The 19,878-nt window shown below is 44.6% G+C and carries 25 protein-coding genes and 1 riboswitch; of the genes, 8 read left to right on the forward strand and 17 right to left on the reverse strand.

All coding sequences use genetic code 11. The features are described from left to right. Positions 1 to 43: 43 nt before the first annotated feature. From HMPREF0083_RS09395 to HMPREF0083_RS09405, 3 genes are all read right to left on the reverse strand, one after another. On the reverse strand, positions 44 to 1,375 hold the full coding sequence (locus HMPREF0083_RS09395; RefSeq protein WP_021621022.1) for a nucleobase:cation symporter-2 family protein: 1,332 nt from the start codon (positions 1,373 to 1,375) through the stop codon (positions 44 to 46). 38 nt (positions 1,376 to 1,413) lie between these two features. Continuing rightward, positions 1,414 to 2,001, reverse strand: coding sequence for a xanthine phosphoribosyltransferase (locus HMPREF0083_RS09400; protein ID WP_021621023.1), 588 nt, complete (start codon positions 1,999 to 2,001; stop codon positions 1,414 to 1,416). Between the two features lie 116 nt (positions 2,002 to 2,117). Then, positions 2,118 to 2,219: riboswitch (purine riboswitch) on the reverse strand. Positions 2,220 to 2,345: 126 nt separating this feature from the next. After that, positions 2,346 to 3,854, reverse strand: a complete 1,509-nt coding sequence (locus HMPREF0083_RS09405) for a leucyl aminopeptidase (protein WP_051354599.1) — start codon at positions 3,852 to 3,854, stop codon at positions 2,346 to 2,348. Between the two features lie 155 nt (positions 3,855 to 4,009). Here HMPREF0083_RS09405 and HMPREF0083_RS09410 point away from each other — a divergent pair, with 155 nt between their 5' ends. Then, positions 4,010 to 4,492: a divergent PAP2 family protein gene (locus tag HMPREF0083_RS09410; protein WP_021621025.1), complete on the forward strand. Its 483-nt coding sequence runs from the start codon at positions 4,010 to 4,012 to the stop codon at positions 4,490 to 4,492. Between the two features lie 94 nt (positions 4,493 to 4,586). Here the strand turns inward: HMPREF0083_RS09410 and HMPREF0083_RS09415 are convergent, their stop codons facing one another. From HMPREF0083_RS09415 to HMPREF0083_RS09430, 5 genes are all read right to left on the reverse strand, one after another. Then, positions 4,587 to 5,255 carry a 3D domain-containing protein gene (locus tag HMPREF0083_RS09415; protein WP_021621026.1) on the reverse strand — a complete coding sequence of 223 codons (669 nt, stop codon included), beginning with the start codon at positions 5,253 to 5,255 and terminating at the stop codon, positions 4,587 to 4,589. 157 nt (positions 5,256 to 5,412) lie between these two features. After that, positions 5,413 to 5,682: a YuiB family protein gene (locus tag HMPREF0083_RS09420; RefSeq protein WP_021621027.1), complete on the reverse strand. Its 270-nt coding sequence runs from the start codon at positions 5,680 to 5,682 to the stop codon at positions 5,413 to 5,415. Positions 5,683 to 5,772: 90 nt separating this feature from the next. Beyond that, on the reverse strand, positions 5,773 to 5,925 hold the full coding sequence (locus HMPREF0083_RS29730; protein ID WP_167331557.1) for a YuiA family protein: 153 nt from the start codon (positions 5,923 to 5,925) through the stop codon (positions 5,773 to 5,775). 198 nt (positions 5,926 to 6,123) lie between these two features. Continuing rightward, positions 6,124 to 6,378 carry a hypothetical protein gene (locus HMPREF0083_RS09425; protein WP_021621028.1) on the reverse strand — a complete coding sequence of 85 codons (255 nt, stop codon included), beginning with the start codon at positions 6,376 to 6,378 and terminating at the stop codon, positions 6,124 to 6,126. A gap of 12 nt (positions 6,379 to 6,390) precedes the next feature. Next, positions 6,391 to 7,581: an NAD(P)/FAD-dependent oxidoreductase gene (locus HMPREF0083_RS09430; protein WP_040302239.1), complete on the reverse strand. Its 1,191-nt coding sequence runs from the start codon at positions 7,579 to 7,581 to the stop codon at positions 6,391 to 6,393. A gap of 347 nt (positions 7,582 to 7,928) precedes the next feature. Here HMPREF0083_RS09430 and HMPREF0083_RS09435 point away from each other — a divergent pair, with 347 nt between their 5' ends. From HMPREF0083_RS09435 to HMPREF0083_RS09445, 3 genes are all read left to right on the forward strand, one after another. Beyond that, positions 7,929 to 8,924 (forward strand): NAD(P)/FAD-dependent oxidoreductase, encoded by a 996-nt coding sequence (locus HMPREF0083_RS09435; RefSeq protein WP_021621030.1) that lies wholly within the window; start codon positions 7,929 to 7,931, stop codon positions 8,922 to 8,924. Positions 8,925 to 9,024: 100 nt separating this feature from the next. Beyond that, positions 9,025 to 9,207 carry a hypothetical protein gene (locus tag HMPREF0083_RS09440; RefSeq protein WP_021621031.1) on the forward strand — a complete coding sequence of 61 codons (183 nt, stop codon included), beginning with the start codon at positions 9,025 to 9,027 and terminating at the stop codon, positions 9,205 to 9,207. 18 nt (positions 9,208 to 9,225) lie between these two features. Then, positions 9,226 to 9,477, forward strand: a complete 252-nt coding sequence (locus HMPREF0083_RS09445; protein ID WP_040302242.1) for a hypothetical protein — start codon at positions 9,226 to 9,228, stop codon at positions 9,475 to 9,477. Between the two features lie 187 nt (positions 9,478 to 9,664). On the opposite strand, the gene HMPREF0083_RS09450 is transcribed toward HMPREF0083_RS09445, so the two are convergent. The 3 genes from HMPREF0083_RS09450 to erpA all read right to left on the reverse strand — a co-directional run bounded on the left by HMPREF0083_RS09450 (position 9,665) and on the right by erpA (position 11,332). After that, positions 9,665 to 10,411 carry a superoxide dismutase gene (locus HMPREF0083_RS09450; protein WP_370950780.1) on the reverse strand — a complete coding sequence of 249 codons (747 nt, stop codon included), beginning with the start codon at positions 10,409 to 10,411 and terminating at the stop codon, positions 9,665 to 9,667. Positions 10,412 to 10,633: 222 nt separating this feature from the next. Beyond that, positions 10,634 to 10,783, reverse strand: a complete 150-nt coding sequence (locus HMPREF0083_RS27965) for a hypothetical protein (protein ID WP_021621035.1) — start codon at positions 10,781 to 10,783, stop codon at positions 10,634 to 10,636. 195 nt (positions 10,784 to 10,978) lie between these two features. Then, entirely contained in the window at positions 10,979 to 11,332 is a 354-nt protein-coding gene (gene erpA / locus HMPREF0083_RS09455; RefSeq protein WP_021621037.1) for an iron-sulfur cluster insertion protein ErpA, read from the reverse strand. A gap of 357 nt (positions 11,333 to 11,689) precedes the next feature. Between erpA and mqnE the strand changes: the two genes are divergently transcribed. After that, positions 11,690 to 12,796, forward strand: a complete 1,107-nt coding sequence (gene mqnE, locus HMPREF0083_RS09460) for an aminofutalosine synthase MqnE (protein ID WP_021621038.1) — start codon at positions 11,690 to 11,692, stop codon at positions 12,794 to 12,796. A gap of 227 nt (positions 12,797 to 13,023) precedes the next feature. On the opposite strand, the gene HMPREF0083_RS09465 is transcribed toward mqnE, so the two are convergent. The 4 genes from HMPREF0083_RS09465 to cysK are packed head-to-tail and all read right to left on the reverse strand — an operon-like array spanning position 13,024 to position 15,666. Continuing rightward, a complete protein-coding gene (locus HMPREF0083_RS09465; RefSeq protein ID WP_040302243.1) occupies positions 13,024 to 13,287 on the reverse strand; it encodes a YuzB family protein in 264 nt (87 codons plus the stop codon). Positions 13,288 to 13,293: 6 nt separating this feature from the next. Continuing rightward, positions 13,294 to 13,593 (reverse strand): YuzD family protein, encoded by a 300-nt coding sequence (locus tag HMPREF0083_RS09470; protein WP_021621040.1) that lies wholly within the window; start codon positions 13,591 to 13,593, stop codon positions 13,294 to 13,296. A 12-nt stretch (positions 13,594 to 13,605) separates the two neighbouring features. Next, complete coding sequence (locus HMPREF0083_RS09475; RefSeq protein ID WP_021621041.1) at positions 13,606 to 14,739, reverse strand: bifunctional cystathionine gamma-lyase/homocysteine desulfhydrase; 1,134 nt, start codon at positions 14,737 to 14,739, stop codon at positions 13,606 to 13,608. Positions 14,740 to 14,742: 3 nt separating this feature from the next. Beyond that, positions 14,743 to 15,666 (reverse strand): cysteine synthase A, encoded by a 924-nt coding sequence (gene cysK, locus HMPREF0083_RS09480; RefSeq protein WP_040302245.1) that lies wholly within the window; start codon positions 15,664 to 15,666, stop codon positions 14,743 to 14,745. Between the two features lie 195 nt (positions 15,667 to 15,861). Here cysK and HMPREF0083_RS09485 point away from each other — a divergent pair, with 195 nt between their 5' ends. After that, positions 15,862 to 16,110 (forward strand): NifU family protein, encoded by a 249-nt coding sequence (locus HMPREF0083_RS09485; RefSeq protein ID WP_021621043.1) that lies wholly within the window; start codon positions 15,862 to 15,864, stop codon positions 16,108 to 16,110. A gap of 51 nt (positions 16,111 to 16,161) precedes the next feature. Here HMPREF0083_RS09485 and HMPREF0083_RS09490 read toward each other — a convergent pair whose 3' ends face one another. Next, entirely contained in the window at positions 16,162 to 17,037 is an 876-nt protein-coding gene (locus HMPREF0083_RS09490; protein ID WP_021621044.1) for a LysR family transcriptional regulator, read from the reverse strand. A gap of 110 nt (positions 17,038 to 17,147) precedes the next feature. Between HMPREF0083_RS09490 and HMPREF0083_RS09495 the strand changes: the two genes are divergently transcribed. Continuing rightward, positions 17,148 to 18,392: an MFS transporter gene (locus HMPREF0083_RS09495; protein ID WP_021621045.1), complete on the forward strand. Its 1,245-nt coding sequence runs from the start codon at positions 17,148 to 17,150 to the stop codon at positions 18,390 to 18,392. Positions 18,393 to 18,462: 70 nt separating this feature from the next. Here HMPREF0083_RS09495 and HMPREF0083_RS09500 read toward each other — a convergent pair whose 3' ends face one another. Next, complete coding sequence (locus HMPREF0083_RS09500; protein ID WP_051354600.1) at positions 18,463 to 18,945, reverse strand: NUDIX domain-containing protein; 483 nt, start codon at positions 18,943 to 18,945, stop codon at positions 18,463 to 18,465. 107 nt (positions 18,946 to 19,052) lie between these two features. Here HMPREF0083_RS09500 and HMPREF0083_RS09505 point away from each other — a divergent pair, with 107 nt between their 5' ends. Beyond that, positions 19,053 to 19,838, forward strand: a complete 786-nt coding sequence (locus HMPREF0083_RS09505) for an SDR family oxidoreductase (protein WP_040302249.1) — start codon at positions 19,053 to 19,055, stop codon at positions 19,836 to 19,838. Positions 19,839 to 19,878: the final 40 nt, after the last annotated feature.

Below are 19,878 nucleotides of genomic sequence, written 5' to 3' on the forward strand. Positions count from 1 at the left end.
AATTTTCAAAATTATACTTTCTATCTGTCTAATTTTATATAGCTTACATAACAGATTCTGCCGAGTGTTCAGATTTAAGTACCGCAATCGTATCCTCTACACTTTGGCTTCGAAGACCGTTCAAAATTATATTCAGGAAAATAGCCGCAAAACTTCCGGTAACAATTCCGCTCTCCATGATAAGACGCAAGCCGTTAGGAAGTTGCGAGAATACTTCCGGGGCAATGGACACGCCAAGTCCCAAACCTACAGAAACAGCTACAATCAGCATATTCTCCATGCGACGAAAATCTACCGTTACCAGCTGACGCACACCGGAAGAAATAACCATGCCGAACAGCGGAATCATCGCACCGCCAAGCACAGGATTCGGGATCACTGTCGTGAGCGCTGCAACCTTTGGAAGAAGTCCCAGCGTCATAATAATAATACAGGCAGCCACAACAACATTTCTCGTTTTTACACCAGTAAGGGCTACTAGACCTACGTTTTGTGAATATGTCGTATAAGGGAACGCTTGGAATATTCCCCCAATGACCTGCGCCATTCCTTCTGCACGCAAACCTCGCTTAATATCTTCCCCATCGATTTTCTTATCACACACATCCGCCAATGCAAAGAACACACCCGTTGTTTCAACCATACTTACAATCCCAACAAGGACCATAGCAATAATGGCTGACAAATGGAAAGTAGGCATTCCAAAACGGAATGGTTCAACCATATGAAACCAGCTTGCTTTCCCTACAGTCGAAAAGTCAACAAGCCCCATAAAGTAGGCAACGGCTGTACCGATAACAAGTGAAAGAAGTACTGATATGGACTTCATAAACCCTTCAAAAAAGCGATTCATCAATACGATGGATAAAAGTGTAATGGTGGCTAAAAACAAGCTTGTACCACTTCCATAGCCAGGCGAATCCGGCTGACCTACGATATTCCCCATCGCTGCACCGATAAGCGATGTACCAATAATTACAACTACGGATCCTGTTACAACAGGTGGAAAGAATCGTAAAATTTTATTCATAAATTGCGACATAATCATTATGATAATACCTGCAGCAATAATGGCTCCGTATATAGCTGTAATTCCCTCAGCTTTTCCGATGGCAATCATCGGCCCTACTGCCTGAAACGCACAGCCCATCAAAATGGGCAATTTTACACCGAAATACTTGCCGCCAATCACCTGTAGTAAAGACGCAATTCCACAGGTAAACAAGTCAATAGAAATCAAATATGCGACTTGTTCCGGCGTCATTCCGATGGACGGACCAACGATTAAAGGAACGACGACAGCTCCTGCATACATAGCAAGCACATGCTGCATCCCCAGCGTTCCTGTTCTCCATAAACCTACTTTTTTCTGCACCGGAATTTCCTCCTAAATAATGATTCCGTTTTTATTCGCTATGCTTGTACACACTCTTCAACAAACTGCACCTGACCATCGGCAAATGCCGCAATACGTGCCAAAGATTCCACTTTAAACCCGTGCTCCCGCAGACGTTTGCCGCCATTCTGGAACGCTTTTTCAATAACGATGCCAATACCCACGACTTCACTTCCGGCCTGCTCAACCAGATGAGCCAATCCCATTGCTGCTTCCCCATTTGCGAGGAAGTCATCAATAATTAATACTTTTTCATTCGCTCCAAGAAATTTCTTCAGCACAGTAACTTCATTCGTTTCATTTTTTGTAAATGAATGAACTTTTGTCATGTATACCTCTTCATTCATTAACGCTGATTTTTTCTTGCGTGCAAATACAACTTTAACGTTCAACTTTAATGCTGCGGTCAGCGCAGCAGCAATCCCCGAAGACTCAATCGTAAGGATTTTTGTTACGCCAGCCTCTGCAAAACGACGTGCGAATTCTTCACCGATTTCCATCATAAGCACCGGATCGATTTGATGGTTTAAAAACGAGTCCACCTTTAATACTTTGTCACCCAATACATGTCCCTCTTCACGAATTCTTCGTTTTAGCAGCTCCATTTGTATCCTCCTTACGTATAAAAAATCCGGAAGCCGTCGCTCCAGCGAGCGAAAACGGACTTCCGGATTATCAACCCGGCCTGATTACCTGATCAGGCTACAGGTACACTTTCCGAGAAATTCTCATTTTCACTCGTAGTCAGATTGTTTACGGCAATCTGGTAGAAACTTGCAGGCCTTATCCCTGCTATTATACGAGTTTTTGCTTTCATTTTTGCTGATGGAGTCATTATACCGAATCCATTCTAAAAAATAAAGTCCGGATTCACAAAAAATCCGAACTTTATTCCAGAAATTTATTCTATTATTCGTTTTTGGTGCTAATTTGTCGCAAAAATCCGAACTTAATCTGTTTCAGTCTTCTCTGCACGACGCAATACCAGTTTAGCTAATGTTCGTACCATGGCACCCGTACCTCCTGTTGGAGACAAATCGCCTGCTTTGTCAGCCCATGCTGTACCAGCGATGTCCAGATGCACCCATGGCGTCCCTTCTGCGAATTCTCCAACGAACAAACCGGCTGTAATCGCACCCGCATTGCGCCCGCCTGTATTTTTGAGATCGGCGATTTGACTTTTAATCTGATCCATGTACGGCTTGTATCCCGGCAAGCGCCATACAAGTTCACCCGCCTCAACAGCCGCTTCCATTACTTCTTCCATTAATGCCTCATTATTTGTCAACGCCGCGGTCGTGCATGTACCAAGCGCAACCATCGCAGCGCCTGTAAGCGTCGCTAAATCAATAAGATAACTGGCTCCGATTTTACGTGCATAGCTCATACCGTCAGCCAGAATGAGTCGGCCCTCAGCGTCCGTATTAAGGATTTCAACTGTTTTCCCGCTCATCGTCGTAATGACATCACCGGGTTTCAATGCCGAACCGCTTGGCATGTTCTCAGTGGTCGGAATAACTGCTGCAATATTAACCGCTGGCTTTAACGTACCAATCGCTTCCAATGCACCTAGCACGGCTGCGGCTCCACCCATATCACCTTTCATTTCATCCATACCAGCACCCGGCTTAAGGGAAATACCACCCGAGTCGAATGTGATGCCCTTGCCGACAAACCCGATAACATTTTCCCATTTGTCAGTTCCTTGATATTTGATGGCGATAAGCTTAGGTGGCTCAATCGATCCTTGACTTACACCAAGCAGTCCGCCCATACCGTATACTTCCATGTCCGCCTTATCAAGAATTTCCACTTTCATATTGTAACGCTCAGCAATTTCTTTCGCCTTTTCGGAAAGAACGGTCGGTGTCAAATAGTTGCTTGGCATATTGACCAAATCACGCGCCAGATTCGTGCCGCGTGCTAGCGCCTCAGCTACACGTATCCCTTCAGTTACTTCGTTTGCTGTATCTCCCGCACACAATATTGTTAGCTCTTCAAGCTCAGGCTTCTCTTCCGTCTCTTTATGGTAGCCGGGAAACCGGTAGTTAGCAAGCATTGCTCCTTCTACAAAAGCATGTGCTGCATCAAATGCTCCGAGGGCGTCTGCTTCTCTATCCAACGCAAACGCGAGTTGCGTTGCTTCCGCCCGCAATGCCTCTTTGGTAGCACGCGCGCTAATATCTCGCATATCTTCGAAAGAAAGTTCTTCTTGTTTTCCAAGTCCTACCATCATAATGCGCCGTACCATCGTTTTGCCAAATGTATGTACAAACTGGGTGTTTTTCTTCTTACCGCTGATTTCTCCATTCGTAAATAGTCCGGTCAGTGCCCCATTCATCTTCTCATCTACGTCCTTCAACGATGCGGGTAAGTCCTGTTCGCCTTCAAAAACTCCAACAAGTACGCATTGTGCTGTGCAATCCTGCAGTTTTTCACTTTTCACTTCAATTTTCATCGCATCTGCACCTCCAACAAAAATTTTATCAGCAAATGTGAGAAAAGAAAATGTACACGATATGCTGTCTAAAGTTTTTTCCTGCAAGAAAATGATTTCTTAACGTATTCGTTATACAATATAGAATAGAGACCTTTCAAGAAAGGAAGAAGTCGATGTCCGATTTGTTGTCCAACTTTCCGCTCTGGTCCGCGCTGCTCGCGATTGGCATTGCCCAGGGAATCAAAGTTCCTATTACTTTCTTTGCACTTCGCAAATGGGATTGGAGGCTAATGTTCAGCACAGGAGGCATGCCCAGCTCCCATTCGGCGGCTGTCACTGCACTTACTACCGCTGTAGGACTTGTTGAAGGATTCGGTTCTACGTATTTTGCGATATGCGTTATTTTCTCCATCATCATTATGTTTGACGCAGCCGGTGTTCGTCGTCACGCAGGTACACATGCAGCCATTCTTAATATTCTGTTGGAAGATTTCAACCAGCTCATTGATGAATTGAAATCTATGCGCGTAAAACCGCGTCGCGAACGCGCAAAGAAGCTGAAGGAGTTGCTGGGTCACCAGCCAAGTGAAGTACTTGTAGGCGGTTGGCTTGGTATTATTCAATCTACTCTGCTATATTATTTGCTTGAGCTGTAACACTCGCATATGAAGTAAGAGGACAGGCGCTTGACCTGTCCTCTTTTATCCTGCCCTAACCGGCAGTAATCCCTCCACTAGGTGAGGTTTCGCTTTATTGTTTTTTGGCTTCCGCTTCGATTGCAGTAGTTAGCTCGGCGAACAGCCCTTCATTTAGTTTGCCGTTTCCTCGCTCGATTACGTATACGTCAAGCTGCTTTTTGCCCCATTGTGCGTATACGTCCTCTTTTTTGTCAAAATACAAATCGATTTTATTTCCTTTAATAGCAGAACCGATATCTGCTACCACCCCATAGCCATAGCCTGGGATGTATAGAATGGTACCAAGCGGAAACGTGTTCAAATCAGCAGCAATTGTAGAAAATGACTGGGGAGCTCGCTTCACTTTTACACCAGAGTATGTAATCCCGTATGCTGGATGTCCAACATCCTTTCCTGTTGACTCAGGACCGGGCGAATAACCAGTCGCCACAACGTTTACTTTAGGATATTGCGCCAGCGTGGCCAGCGTCTCTACTGATTCCCCGCGTGATGCAAGCGGAAAACGCTCCTTTTTCTGCTCTTTCTTCGGATGTGCAACCGGAGGTGCGTCTACTTTGTCTGAAGCTTTCGGTGCTTGTATTTCGGCCTGTTTCATGTCCGGTACGTTTGCTGTTGACTGCTGTGGCTTCTCTAGCAGTATATAGACGCCAAACGCCGTGCAGATAATCGCGATGAGCAGATAGGGGAGAGAGCCTTTCACGTTTTTCACAATAATGTCCATGTAATTATTAGCCTCCTCTTCTACTCATCATCTCCCGTCTATCTCAGGCTTATACATTCCCGTCTGAAGCAAAAATAAGAGAAGTGAGTAAAAAAGGAGCTTTCTTATCCATAAAAAAAACCCCTTTACAAGGGGTTTACAAGTGAACTTCCACCAATTAAAACATACGGTAGCCTTTCATTCGTAACATCTTAATAGTCCAACCACTGGCAACTGCACCTAGCAGACCGGAAATCAGCATCACATAATCAGCCATATGCGGAGTGCGATGATTCATTACTAAATATATTAATACGCCTGCCACGATGCTCATATACAAAAATGTTGGCATCCACGTCGTTTTTACAAGCATATTCAAAATAAATCCAATTCCAAAAAGGAGGACGATAAAAAGTGGGATTCCAATAATAAATTGCGCGATATTCAATCATATCACCCCCATCCATATTCATACAATTTAGTGTAATAGATTCGGATAAGGGGGTCAATTGTTCAGCTTATTTCGTCATTTTTTGTTCTATTTTATTCCTATGCTTGCTTCAGACCTCCGTTTAGATACAAGACCTTCGCCCTCACAGGCCAGACATGTGGTCGACCCTCCAGTAATAACTTGGAAGTAACCATTCCCCTCACAATATACACATGTCTCCCACATTATTCTTTCGTTCATGCTAATCCCTCCTTGGGCTTTTAATAAATATCTATATTTTCAAAATATTATAAACGAATAAAGCTTCTGTTGTAAAGATAAGAAAAGCTTACGGGCGCTGCCGCGCGGCTTTCAGATAATATGATTATAAATAGCATGTGTAGCTTTCTTATCCATTAAATAAGGAGAGCCTCCGTATTAAAGGCCCTCCCTTGATAGTTATACTTGTTCTTCATTATTTTTGGCTCGCATAACAATCGGATCGAGATAATCACGGTTGCCACGCTGCCGGCCCTTCTCTTGCAGCCGCTCAATCGCGGGCTCAATCAGGAATTCAAGTTCACGTTGAATCGTATAAGCCAAATCATGGCGTTCTTGAGATTCCAGATATTTACCAACCTCAAATAACTTCTCGTAACGTGCACGCTCCTCTTCCGTTAATAGGGCGCGCACCTGAACGCTGGCGTGTCTCACAATTTCCTATCCCTACAGTTTTACTTTTTTCAGAACAAGTGACAGCCCGCCCAGCATATACAAAGAACGGTTGTCGATTACTTTCTTCATTAATGCAGCTGTACTGCCGAAGATTTTCTTATCGCCAACAAGTCCAATTGCTTCGCCTTTACCTAGAGAAGCTACCGTACCTTTAAGGGCAGGAACAAACGGCTTCAACTCACCACCACGAATCAGGGCAGTCAGGTTCTGCGCCAAGTTTTCACCTTGTTGGATAGCAATTTGTGCAGTCGGCGGATACGGGCGATCCGTTTCTTCATTAATGATTAATGCGCCATCACCAACGATGAACACGTCTTCGTGTCCTGGTGCATGGAGATACGGATCTACTTTTACACGACCGCGCATCGTCTCAAAACCAGCATTCTCGATAATGGCATTTCCGCGCACACCACCCGTCCACACAACAGTAGTGGAATTAATCTCTTCACCATCAGCAAGTACAACGCCTTCTGGAGTGCACTCTTTAATCGGCGTACTGATTTTAAACGTAACACCTTTGCGGGACAGAACTTCCATAGCATAATTGACCAATTCAGGATCAAAGCCAGGCAGTACTGTTGGAGCAGCTTCAATATTGTAGATTTTCACTACAGACGGATCTACGTCGAACTCTTTGCACAGCTCAGGTACACGATCAGACAATTCGCCTACGAATTCAATGCCTGTAAAGCCTGCGCCTCCAACGATGAATGTAAGCAATTCTGGACGTTTTTCCATTTTATATTTTGCGAAGCAATATTCAATATGCTCGCGAATTTCGCGCACACTGTTAATACTGCGGATGCTGAATGCGTGTTCTTTCAGCCCTTGGATACCGAATGTTTCTGGTTCGCTGCCAAGACCGATAACGAGATAATCATAAGTAAGGCTCTCGCCGGATTGAAGCAATACTTGCTTTTCTTCACGCTTGATTTCCGTTACGGTTCCTTTTACGAATTTCACTTTGCTTGTATCCAGCAAATCCACGATTTCTACACGGCATTGATCCGGGTCTTTTGTGCCGGCTGCTGGCTCATGCAGCCACGTCGTAAAATAATGATAATCATGCTTATTTACGAGCGTAATTTCTGCCTCATTGTAGTTTAATTGTTTTTGCAGGCGAACAGCTGTCATCAAACCACCGTATCCGGCGCCCAAAATTAAAATTTTCGGTGTACTCATTTTTTCACTTCCATTTTCCTTTGATTTATCATTCACAACGCATTGTACTTTTTTTCACTATGTTCCCCTCTAAAAAGTGTTCCATGCGTTTTTTCGTCACTAACTATTACAAATTTGTTCACACTTTTATCATAAAACGGTTTTTACCTTTTTTCAAGTGAAAATATGCACAATATAAGGCAACTTACGTCTTCGATTGTAAGACGAATATTTAGGTTTCGTCAACCACAAAATATTCGCGTTTTTTTAATATTCCTTTTATTATTTCTCTTCCCAATATTTTTAACCCCCGTTATAATAAATAAAGAAATTATTGTGTTATCTATAATTTCCGGAGGTGTAGAAAAATGAGTCTGACAAGGGATGAGAAAGTGTATGAAATTACGGTCATTGGCGGAGGTCCGACTGGCTTGTTTACCGCATTTTACGCGGGAATGCGGCAATCCAGCTGCAAAATAATTGAAAGCATGCCACAACTCGGCGGACAGCTTTCCGCATTATACCCGGAAAAGTTCATATATGATGTGGCAGGCTTTCCAAAAATCCGTGCACAGGAACTAATTGATCGACTGAAAGAACAGGTAGCCCACTTCGAAACAGAAATTTGCCTTGAAGAAAAAGTACTCAATGTAGAAAAGAAAGAAGACATCTTCGAAATTACAACAGACAAAGGGGTTCACTACTCTCGCACTGCCATTATTACTGCTGGTGTAGGCGCTTTTGAGCCTCGCAGACTGGAACTTGCAGACTCGGAAAAATACGAAAAAACAAACCTTCATTACTTTGTCGATGATTTAAATAAATTTGCAGGCCAAAATGTAGTCGTATTTGGCGGCGGTGATTCCGCAGTTGATTGGGCGCTTATGTTAGAACCAATTGCAAAAAAGGTCACGATTGTTCATCGTCGTGATAAGTTTCGCGCACATGAACACAGTGTAGAGAATTTGATGAAATCAAAAGTCAATGTTCTGACACCGTTTGAGCCTCATGCGTTGGAAGGAGAAGGCACGATCGAAAAAGTGGTTCTCCGCAACAGCAAAACAGAAGAACTCGTTACAGAAGAAGTAGATGCTGTTATTGTCAACTTTGGATTCGTATCATCTCTCGGCCCAATCAAAGATTGGGGATTAGAATTCGAAAAAGGCTCCATTGCTGTAAATTCCAAAATGGAAACAAACATTCCAGGCATTTATGCTGCAGGCGATGTAACAACCTATCCAGGTAAAATTAAACTCATTGCTGTCGGCTTCGGCGAAGCGCCAACCGCCGTCAACAATGCCAAGTCTTACATGGATCCTGATGCAAGAGTCCAACCTGCACACAGCTCTAGTATGAAAATGTAGTCGACTCCTGAAAAAGCCCGCATTTGCGGGTTTTTTCTTGTGTTTCCATGTATACCTCCTATCAGCAGTGCGGATCCTAAACAAAAGGGGTGTGATATTTATGGCGCGAAGCACAATTTATACGCTTTATATGCTCGTGATCATCGTTCTAACCATCGGGGTTCCGCTTACGCTCTACTATGGAAGCAATGATCGAACAGCCGGTTTTCTAGGAGCCATCCTCTCCTTCGGCATTCTGGCCAGCTACGCCTTCTATGCCAACCTGCTGAATCGGAGAAACTAGCCAAGGGGAGGATTAGCGATGTCTATTTGTCCAATTTGTAACGGACTTGAGCATATGCATTATTCCTGCCCTTCCTGTCACCATCAAATGGAGGATGCGGGCAAACTGGAGACATTTTACGGTCCATACAGCCCTTATGAAGAATGGGGAGACACAGAAATGACAAACGGGTATATGGATCAGGCCGCTGGAGAATGCATGCATATTTTTAGTTGTCAGCATTGCGGCCTTCAAACAGTACAAGGTGTAGAAGAAGTCGGCTCACCCTAAATTGCTCATCCCGGTCCGCCCTTGGCGCCACAAAGTGGCCGTGTCTCTTCTTTATGAGAAAAAGACGGGGGAGCACGTCGACACGTGCACCTTCTTTCTTCCACCTTATAGATAATCAACAGGCGTGTTATTTTATATACAAATGAAAGCACCCGAGTAAGTTTGTTCGGGTGCTGTTTTTCCTTTGTTATTTTCTGGCCTCTGCATATCGTTTATTAACATCATCCCAATTCACGACGTTCCACCATGCCTTCACGTATTCCCCTCGTTTGTTATTGTATTTCAAATAATAAGCATGTTCCCATACATCCAGTACAAGGAGAGGAATTACGCCCTGCTGGGTTAGATTTTGATGCTTCTCTGCCTGAAGAATCTCTAGGTGTCCTGCCTGAGGACTCCATACAAGCATAGCCCATCCGGAGCCTTCCACCTTTTCGGCAGCCGCAGAAAAATGCGCCTTGAATGCACCAAAGCTACCAAACGATTTGGTAATCTCTTCTGCAATGGCCCCTGTCGCCTGACCGCCTCCTTTTGGTTTCATATTATTCCAGAAAATCGTGTGCAGGTAATCACCGGAACCATTAAACGCGGCTTCCCTTTCCCAATGCTTAATAAGCTCGTAATTGCCTGTTTCACGAGCTTTCTTCATTTCCTTCTCTGCCTTATTCAGCCCGTCTACATATGACTTATGATGAATATCGTGGTGCAAGCGCATCGTCTTCTCATCAATGTACGGCTCCAGCGCATTATATGCGTATGGAAGCGGGGGCAATACATGCTCGCCAATCGGTACGGGATCAACTTTCGTTTGCTTCTGCATTTGTATGGGTTCAGAGACGGGGGATGCGGTAGCGGGTATACGTTCGAAAGCTCCGTATGCAATACCGGCAGCAAGAATAATGCCGGATATGATACCGTATACTAATTTCTTCATTTTTCTTCCTCCTGTGCTGGCTAAGTTTTGCCTGTAAAGTATATAAGCTCCATTTTCTAACATGTCCCTTCCCTATTCCATTTATCCACGCTGCTCCTTTCAGCTACTCCACTGCACAATATTGCCTCCTGCTACACACTCACCAGAAAAGATATATCGTTTTCCTATCCATCGAAAAAACGTCCTCCCGATACTAAGTTCGGGAGGACGCCACAAAATGCTTCAACGTGGAACGAGCCGTACGGCCAGTTCCCCTTGTTCTATTTCCACTTCCAGCGTGTAAGCTTCCAGCTCCGCTTCTACATCAGCGGGCAGTATGATGTGTCCCGCTTCATCAACTTTCAATGCATGAATATGTATAACATTCTTCATATCTACCGCCCCCCTTATCTTTTAGTATAAATGAAATATTCCCAATTAGAGGATCATTTTGATAATATTTCTTGAAATGTTTGTGAAAAGGCAAATACACTCTTATTCAGCACCGTAACAAGATTAACCTGCTGTAGCACAAAAAAAGCACCTTCCAACGTATCCGAAAATACGTCAGAAGGCGCTTTGTACAAATTAGCAATCGCTCGGTGTCCCGGCTTCTTCCTTCGTACGGAATGAAGAGCCACAGCCGCAGGATGCTATCGCATTCGGATTATCAATTGTAAACCCGCCACCCATCATTGATTCTTTAAAATCAATATTCACACCATCGAGAAAACGGATATCGTCTTTGTTAACGACGAGTTTTACACCATGAGCTTCAAACAATACGTCGCCTTCCTGTTCTTCATCATCAAAACCCATACCGTATGAAAAACCACTGCAGCCACCCGGCCTTACACCAAGACGCAGGAATAGTTTATCGTTATCCTCACTTGCAATCATTTCTTTAATTTTCTTGCTTGCGTTCTCCGTAAGGTTAATCACTGTGAGTTCCCTCCTTATCGGATTGCAATGTGCAATCCGCTCTACTATTAAAGTATACTAGAAATTTTTGTTTGACTCAAGGTTACTCATATTACTATACAAAAATGTTTACTTATATAAAGTAAGAGTTGGCAGCATCCACATCTTGTTGGATTCATAAATTAATTCTATAATGAAAGAATGATTTTGTAATCAGAAACTCCAGAAGTTAGGCACATTCAGAGTAAATCTGGGCATCTATGTGCAAGTATTCACAACTCTAGCGATTTAACGATACCGGCCGTGCACCAGTCAAACGTGACACTTTGTATAACGTATTGCGCGTGTTGTATTAGTCTTACCTGAGGGGGAAAAAACATGAGTGTATTTACTAAACCATTCGTTCAGGATGAAGCACTGCTGCCAATTATCGAAAAAGTGGAAGCCGGCGAACGCCTGACACTTGAAGACGGCTTAACGCTGTACAATTCCAATGATTTGATGACCATTGGCCAAATGGCAAATCAGGTCAATCTGCGCAAAAACGGAAACAATGTATATTTTATTGAAAACATGTACATTAATCCAACCAACGTGTGTGAAGCCCACTGCAAGTTCTGTGGTTTCCGCCGTGATCCAGGCGAAGAAGGCTCCTATACAATGAATGAAGAGGAACTGCTTGCCTACGTCGCAAAGGGCTATACTCCTTCCATGCGCGAGTTTCATATCGTTGGCGGTCATAATCATACCGTATCATTCGATTATTACCTTGACACCGTACGTACACTGAAAAAGCACTATCCAGATGTTACAATCAAAGCGTATACAGGTGCGGAAATCGTATTTTTTGCTCAGATGACAGGCATGACTGAAGAAGAAGTACTAAAAGAATTAATCAAGGCTGGCCTTGGTACACTTCCCGGCGGTGGCGCGGAAATTCTAACAGAAGATTACCGTCTGAAGATGAGTCCAGAAAAAGCCAGCACGGACGAATGGCTGAACGTGCATCGCACCGCGCATAAACTCGGCTTGAAAACACATGCGACGATGCTGTATGGCTCAATCGAAAAACTGGAAGAGCGTCTTATCCATATGATTCGTCTGCGCGACCTCCAGGACGAAACGAACGGATTTATGGTATTTATCCCGCTTGCAGTGCAGCCAAAGAAAGCGACTGCTTCAATTAAACGCCGCACATCCGCATTCGACGATATGAAAACAATGGCGATTAGCCGCCTGATGCTGGACAACTTCCCGCATATTAAAGCCTACTTCATCAATATCGGTACACAATTAACCCAGATGGCACTATCATTTGGTTCATCCGATGTACATGGTACACTGGTTGAAGAACGCATTAGCCATGCAGCTGGCGCGCTGACCCAATCCGCACTGACGCGCGATGAGTTGATTTGGCTTGTCAAAGGTGCTGGCAAGCAGCCGATTGAACGCGATACGTTCTATAATATTGTAAAAGAGTATTAATTCACAACAGCAAAACGCATCCCTCCTTCATTTTCAAGGAGAGGATGCGTTTTGTGTCTATAAAGCTTTATTCTTGCCGTTATAAACGGCTATTTGATGTTCACGATGGAACCATTTATCCAACAGGGGCAGTACATAAGCATCCAGACCATAAGACATGAAAAAATGACCGGAAGGTGACAAAAGTATTACTATTCACTCTTTTTACCCATTCCGGTCAATTGTGCCTAAAAACCAAGCTCACGCCAAGCTTCGTCTTCAGCTCTGACTTTTTCGATATATGTTCTGATCGCCGCAAGCAAATCCTGTGCATCTTCTCCGGCGATTAGCTTGCCATTGACCAACGCATACGGCTGAACAAAGCATTGTCCACAGTTGCCAAGACAGCCGTATTCCAGTACATCAACTTCATTTTCTTCTTCAAGAACTTTCTTCACCGTTTCAGAGCCGAGCGACAGATTGCTGACGCAAAACTCAACCATAGGTCGCATGATGAATCATCCTAACTTTATGTTTTCAATCGCCTGTTGAATGTCCTTAAGCTTAGGGTTTCCTTCTCCGATTACTTCACCGTTTAGCACAACGAGCGGATACCAGAATTCTTCGGCATGGATACGGGCCGCAAAATCTGCCTCCATTCCTTTAAGCGGATGGTTAATATCAACATAGCGGACAATGATATGAGTTCCGTATTTTCTTGTGAGGGCTGCTTCAAGCCATTCCGCCGTATCCTTGGCGGACGGAAGATTTACGCAGCTTGCGCACAGCTGCTCCGCTCCGAAAACCAAAATCTCCATGCTTACATCTCCTTATGCGAGAGCCTGCTCTAACTCTTCGATCAAGTCCTCAACGTCTTCGATACCTACAGAGATGCGAATAAGACCGTCCGTAATGCCAAGTTCCGCCCGACGCTCGGCAGGAATGGACGCATGTGTCATCTGTGCCGGAACGGATATCAAGCTTTCTACCGCACCCAGGCTTTCAGCAAGCGTAAAAATTTTCGCCCTTGACAATACCTGCTCGGCTCGTTCCCGGCTTCCCACATCAAATGAAATCATACCACCGAAACCACGGGCCTGCTTAACTGCAATATCATGTCCAGGATGATTTTCAAGTCCCGGATAATATACTTTTACAATATCTTCACGACGGGAAAGCCACTCTGCAATACGCCGCGTATTGGCTTCATGCTCCTCCATCCGGACTCCCAACGTCTTCATTCCACGCAGAAGATAGTAAGAATCCTGCGGTCCGAGTACTGCCCCTACAGAATTCTGCACAAAATGCATACGCTCGCCTAGTTCTTCATCTTTAACAACCACAAGACCTGCCACTACGTCGCTGTGCCCGCCCAAATATTTTGTCGCGCTATGGAACACGATATCCGCGCCCAACTCAAGTGGATTTTGCCAGTATGGTGTCATAAATGTATTATCGACAACGAGCAGAAGCCCTTTTTCTTTCGTTATTTTTGCTACAGCAGCAATATCCGTCACTTTCAACAAAGGATTACTCGGCGACTCCAGCATGACTGCTTTCGTATTTGGTCGGATGGCGGCAGCAATCGCTTCAACATCTCCAGTGTTCACGAATGTTACTTCTACGCCAAAACGGTTAAACACCTTGCTCAGTACTCGATACGTACCGCCATACACATCATCGCCTACTATGAAATGATCGCCTGTGTCGAACATCATAACGATAGTGGACAACGCAGCCATTCCGGATGCGAATGCAAAACCACGCACACCGCCCTCAATGTCAGCAATATACTGCTCCACTGCATGGCGGGTCGGATTGCCTGTCCGGGAATATTCGTATCCTTTGTGTTTGCCTACGCCCTCCTGTTTATACGTGCTGACCTGATAAATCGGAACGTTTACGGCACCTGTTAGCGGATCGCCGTCTACTCCACCATGGATTAGCTTTGTTTTCATTCTCATTGCTTATATCCCTCCCTGATAAATTTTCTTGCTAAGATAACGTTCGCTACCGTCAGCAAAAAGCGTAACAATGTTGGTTCCCGGTTTTGCCTGCTGTGCCTCTTTCATTGCAGCATGCATCGCAGCACCAGCGGAGCTGCCCACCAGCATGCCTTCTTTTGCAGCCAGCTCTTTTACCCAGTGGAACGAGTCCACATCATCTACTGTATGAATCGCATTGAAGTAGCTCCTATCCATAAACTCCGGCAGGAATTCCATACCGATGCCTTCCGTTTTATGCGGGCCCGGTTCGCCTCCATTCAAAATCGAGCCTTCAGGTTCAACAATAACGGTCTTGATATTCGGGTTCTGCTCTTTCAAATAACGAGCCGCACCCATAAACGTACCACCGGAACCGGCACCTGCCACGAATACATCTACCTTGCCATCCATCTGGCTCCAGATTTCTGGACCTGTCGTCTTGTAATGCGCAGCCGGATTAGCGGGATTGCCAAACTGCTGCGGGCAGAAAGAGCCTTCAATTTCCTGCTCAAGCTGTTTTGCTTTTTCAATGGCGCCTTTAATTCCCATCTCGGTCGGTGTATTTACGACTTCAGCGCCAAGTGCCCGCATAAGCTCCTGCTTCTCGAGCGAGAATTTTTCGGGCACGACAAAAATAACCCGGTACCCCGTACCTACTGCGGCTAACGCCAGGCCAATCCCCGTATTGCCGGCTGTCGGTTCGATAATCGTGCCGCCTGGCTTTAATACGCCGCGCTCTTCCGCGTCGCGGATAAGTTCAATTCCCAGACGGTCTTTAACACTACCTCCGGGATTTAAGTATTCCAACTTGGCAAATAAATGCACGCCCTCTGGCAAATCAAAAGAGGTAATTTCTACAATAGGTGTATTACCAATGAGTTCTTTTATATTGTTATAAACCTGCATAATGTTCTTCCTTTCGACGCAGAATAAATATGTCTTATGAGCCATCATATTATAACACATTTTATACGAGTATTATAACCAAGTAAACCACTTATTTTTAAAGGTTATAAAACACTTCAAAGCATATAAACTGGCAAAAACCATAGATTTCTCAACAAAAGGGTAATATAATATTAGTATGTTCGAAAGGAGTGAATGAACCTTATGCAAGACACAAAAAAGCTGGAAGAAGTCCAAGAGGTTTTAGATAAACTGCGTCCGTTCCTGCAACGCGACGGCGGAGATTGCGAACTGGTTGATGTAACAGATGAAGGCGTGGTTCAGCTTCGCCTGCACGGTGCATGCGGCAGCTGCCCAAGCTCAACAATTACGCTAAAAGCGGGTATTGAGCGCGCCCTTATCGAAGAAGTTGAAGGTATTACTGAAGTACAACAAGTATTTTAATTCATCATAAAACCGGAAGCCCAAGAGCTTCCGGTTTTTGTATGCATCTTTTCATGATCCCATTCTCTCCATCATAAAAGACAAAAATGCCTGATTTGCCTTAGACAGATAAGCGTTTTTATTCCATGCTACACCAAGCTTCAGATATACCGGAGGATCAAGGGAAACAGGTACAAGGTGTGTGTCATCTGCGATAACCATACGCAGAAAAAGTGTAATTCCAAGCTGCTTGGCAACGAGTGACTTGATTAACGAAATTTGGTTCGTCTCGAATGTAACGTTCAATGGCAGTCCGGACATCCTGCTTGCTCGGGCGGTAATCTCCCGCTGAAAGTAGCCTTCCTTAAACAACACAAGCGATTCTTGCGTCAACTCCTCATACGATACGGTATCACGTGTGGCAAACCGATGAGAATCAGACACACACACGATCATTTCCTCTTTAAGAAACGGTAAGACCTCTATCTCACCCTCCACATCATCCTCCAACACGACGCCCATATCGATTTCTCCATCTATAAGCATCTGCCGAATTTTCACCGTGCCTTGTTCATATACGGTAATCTGCAAATCAGGGTATTTCTTTTTAAAATCAATAATTAGGCCCGGAAAATAATAGGAGCCAACCATGGAAGGCAAACCGATGCGGACCTCCCCTTTTTTCAAACCGCTCAATTCCTCCATCTCTGCCTTTGCATGAGCCAGTTGATCGAGGATTGATTCTGCATGCTTCAATAGGGCCTCTCCTTCCGCCGTTAACGAAACTTTGCGCTCTGAGCGGTTGAACAACAGAAGTCCTACTTCCTCCTCAAGCTTTTTAATGCTTTTGCTAATCGCCGGTTGTGCTACCAGCAGTTGTTCTGCAGCCTTCGTAAAACTTTTTTGCCTGGCTACCTCCGCAAAAAACTCCAATTGTCGAATATCCATACCGCATCTCCATAACTAATAGTTATTATAATGATGAAAATAATATATTTTATTTATTTATAACTGCATGCTACAGTAAAAGCAAGAAAACTTTATTATGAAGAAAGAAGATGATTCAGGTGATTGAAGCGGGCACAAAACCGTTTTGGAGGGCGTCATTAGCACTCAGCATTGCATCATTTCTTGTATTTGCCAACATTTATTTTCCGCAACCATTGCTGCCGGTATTTACAGAGGAGTTTCATCTTTCTCCGATTATATCGAGTCTTTCGGTATCTTTAACAATTTTCACATTAGCGATCTCCCTTTTATTATACGGTCCGTTATCTGACGCAATCGGTCGAAAAAATATTATGTTTATCACCATGCTATGCGTAACGATTTTGACAGCACTTATCGCCTGGGTTCCCGGATTCAAGACACTTCTTGTCCTGCGTATATTGCAAGGTTTCTTTCTGGCAGGACTCCCAGCGATTGCCGTAGCCTACATCGGCGAAGAGTTCAGCTCTAAAGCGCTCACTGTTGCGATCGGTATCTATATTAGTGGCAATACGATAGGCGGCCTATCCGGACGTCTCATCGGCGGATTCGCTACCGATTGGATCGGTTGGCACGGTGCATTCATTATCATGGGTGGCATCAGTCTCATATGCCTTATTGCCTTTACTTGGTTGCTGCCACGCTCGGAACATTTTGAGCCGAAGCAGCTTGACTGGAAAGCTGCCACCAACAACTTTTACCGCCATTTGAAAAACCGCACGCTACTTTATGCATATGCAATCGGCGGACTACTGTTCTTCGTATTCATAGGGGAATACAATTACATTACGTATTTGCTTCAGGGAAAGCCCTATAACCTTCCTACCTCAATCGTTAGTATGCTGTTTCTCACATACCTGGCCGGGACAATAAGTTCTACCTTATCCGGTCGCGCGGCACGTCTCATTCCACAAGCATGGTGCGTCGGCATTGGGATTGTGCTTATGGTTCTCGGCTCGCTCGCCACGCTAATGCATAGCTTATGGATGATTGGTGCAGGTTTGCTGCTGACCAGCTTCGGTTTTTTCTTTGCACACTCTGCAGCCAGCTCATGGGTAAGTCGCCATGCTACATTCGCCAAAGCGAGCGCATCCAGTTTATATCTGTTGTCATATTATATGGGCGGCAGTCTGGGAAGCTTCTTTCTCGGCTTCTTCTATAAGTGGGCAGGGTGGAATGGCGTCATTCTTGGCTCGCTGCTCGTGCTTGCACTAACAGGCTGGTACGCCTGGAAAATGCACTGTATCGAACATCGCGAACAATTGCGCGAGCAGGTAGTCGCACGGCGAAAAGGCCAACACGTATTACATGTCTAGCCATTACAAACAAATCTATAAAAAGCGGACGTCCATATTTAGGCGTCCGCTTTCTCAATAGAATACATATTTACTTTCTTCTCGTTGCCAAGTAGGCTTGACAAAGCGGAAAAACATTATCCTGAATAAATGGGCTCATTCCAGGGGCAAAGCGTGAAAGCGACACAGGAAATACTCCTCGTTCCAGCGTTTCGAAACCAGCAGGAATACTTTCCCACTGCACTGCTTTTCCGACATAAATATTTTTCACTGCTTGTTCCTCTCCTGATCCGCTGTCAATTATATATTGCCCGATCCATTCGAGCTCTCCTGCCCTCACACCCGTTTCTTCAAACAATTCCCGGTGCGCTGCTTCTATTGGCGTTTCTCCCGGCTCTACCTTACCACCCGGTATCTCCCATCCTCTTTTTCTGTGACGCGTCAATACGATCTTTTGTTCTTCTTCATCCGCAAATATCCAGATAAGCACATGTTTTGCATTTGGCAAAAAGCGGCTACGTTCAAATGTTAAAGAAATAAACTGTCCCTGCGGGTCATAAAAATCATATATCATTACCTCACACCACACTTTCCGACTTTCAATACTTTCTTTCATTGATAACCTTAATATACAATTAAATGGAGGCTAATCAAACATTCCAAGCAGGAAGGGATGGTTTTTTGAAACGCAATCGTACGGCTCTGATTACAGGAAGCGCCAAAGGACTTGGAGTCCGCATCGCCCATGAACTTGCCGCCCAAGGCATCGATATTGCACTTAATTATCGAACAAGCAAAAGCGATGCGGACAAGTTGCAGCAAGAGCTTATCCACCAATACAACGTGAATGTATTGCTATTGCAGGGAGATGTTAGTCATCCGGCAGATGCGGAAGCGATCATCGAGACTGTTGCCTCTTCCTGGGGGCACCTTGACATTCTTATATTAAATGCCGGCCCTTACGTAAAAGAACGAAAGAAACTGGCAGATTATACGCTTGAAGAATGGGATCGCATGATCGGGGGCAATCTTTCCAGTGCTTTCTACTTGTGCAAAGCCGCCATTCCACATATGCGCAACCAAAGACAAGGTCGCATTGTCACAGTCGGCTTCGAAAAGGCACAGACAGCTCCTGGGTGGATGTACCGTTCAGCATTTGCTGCCGCCAAAACTGGACTCGTCTCACTGACCCGCACCATTGCCCTTGAAGAAGCGGAATATGGTATTACAGCTAATATGGTTTGTCCAGGCGATATTGTAGGAAAGGATAAAGAAAAGCATATTGCCGATGTTCATTCCTTATCCGATCCGGATACGCCGGTGGGACGCCCAGGCACTGGAGAAGATATTGCAAGGGCCATTACTTTTTTCTGTAGCGAAGCGTCCGATTTCATTACTGGAACAGTTCTGGAAGTTACCGGTGGAAAAGACGTACTTAATAAATACAAACTAGAGCGGGAACAGTAATGACAATACAAGGGTGTTGATTATCCAGTATGATCCAGAG

Origin of the sequence: Aneurinibacillus aneurinilyticus ATCC 12856 (genome assembly GCF_000466385.1) — a bacterium.
Classification (GTDB): domain Bacteria; phylum Bacillota; class Bacilli; order Aneurinibacillales; family Aneurinibacillaceae; genus Aneurinibacillus; species Aneurinibacillus aneurinilyticus.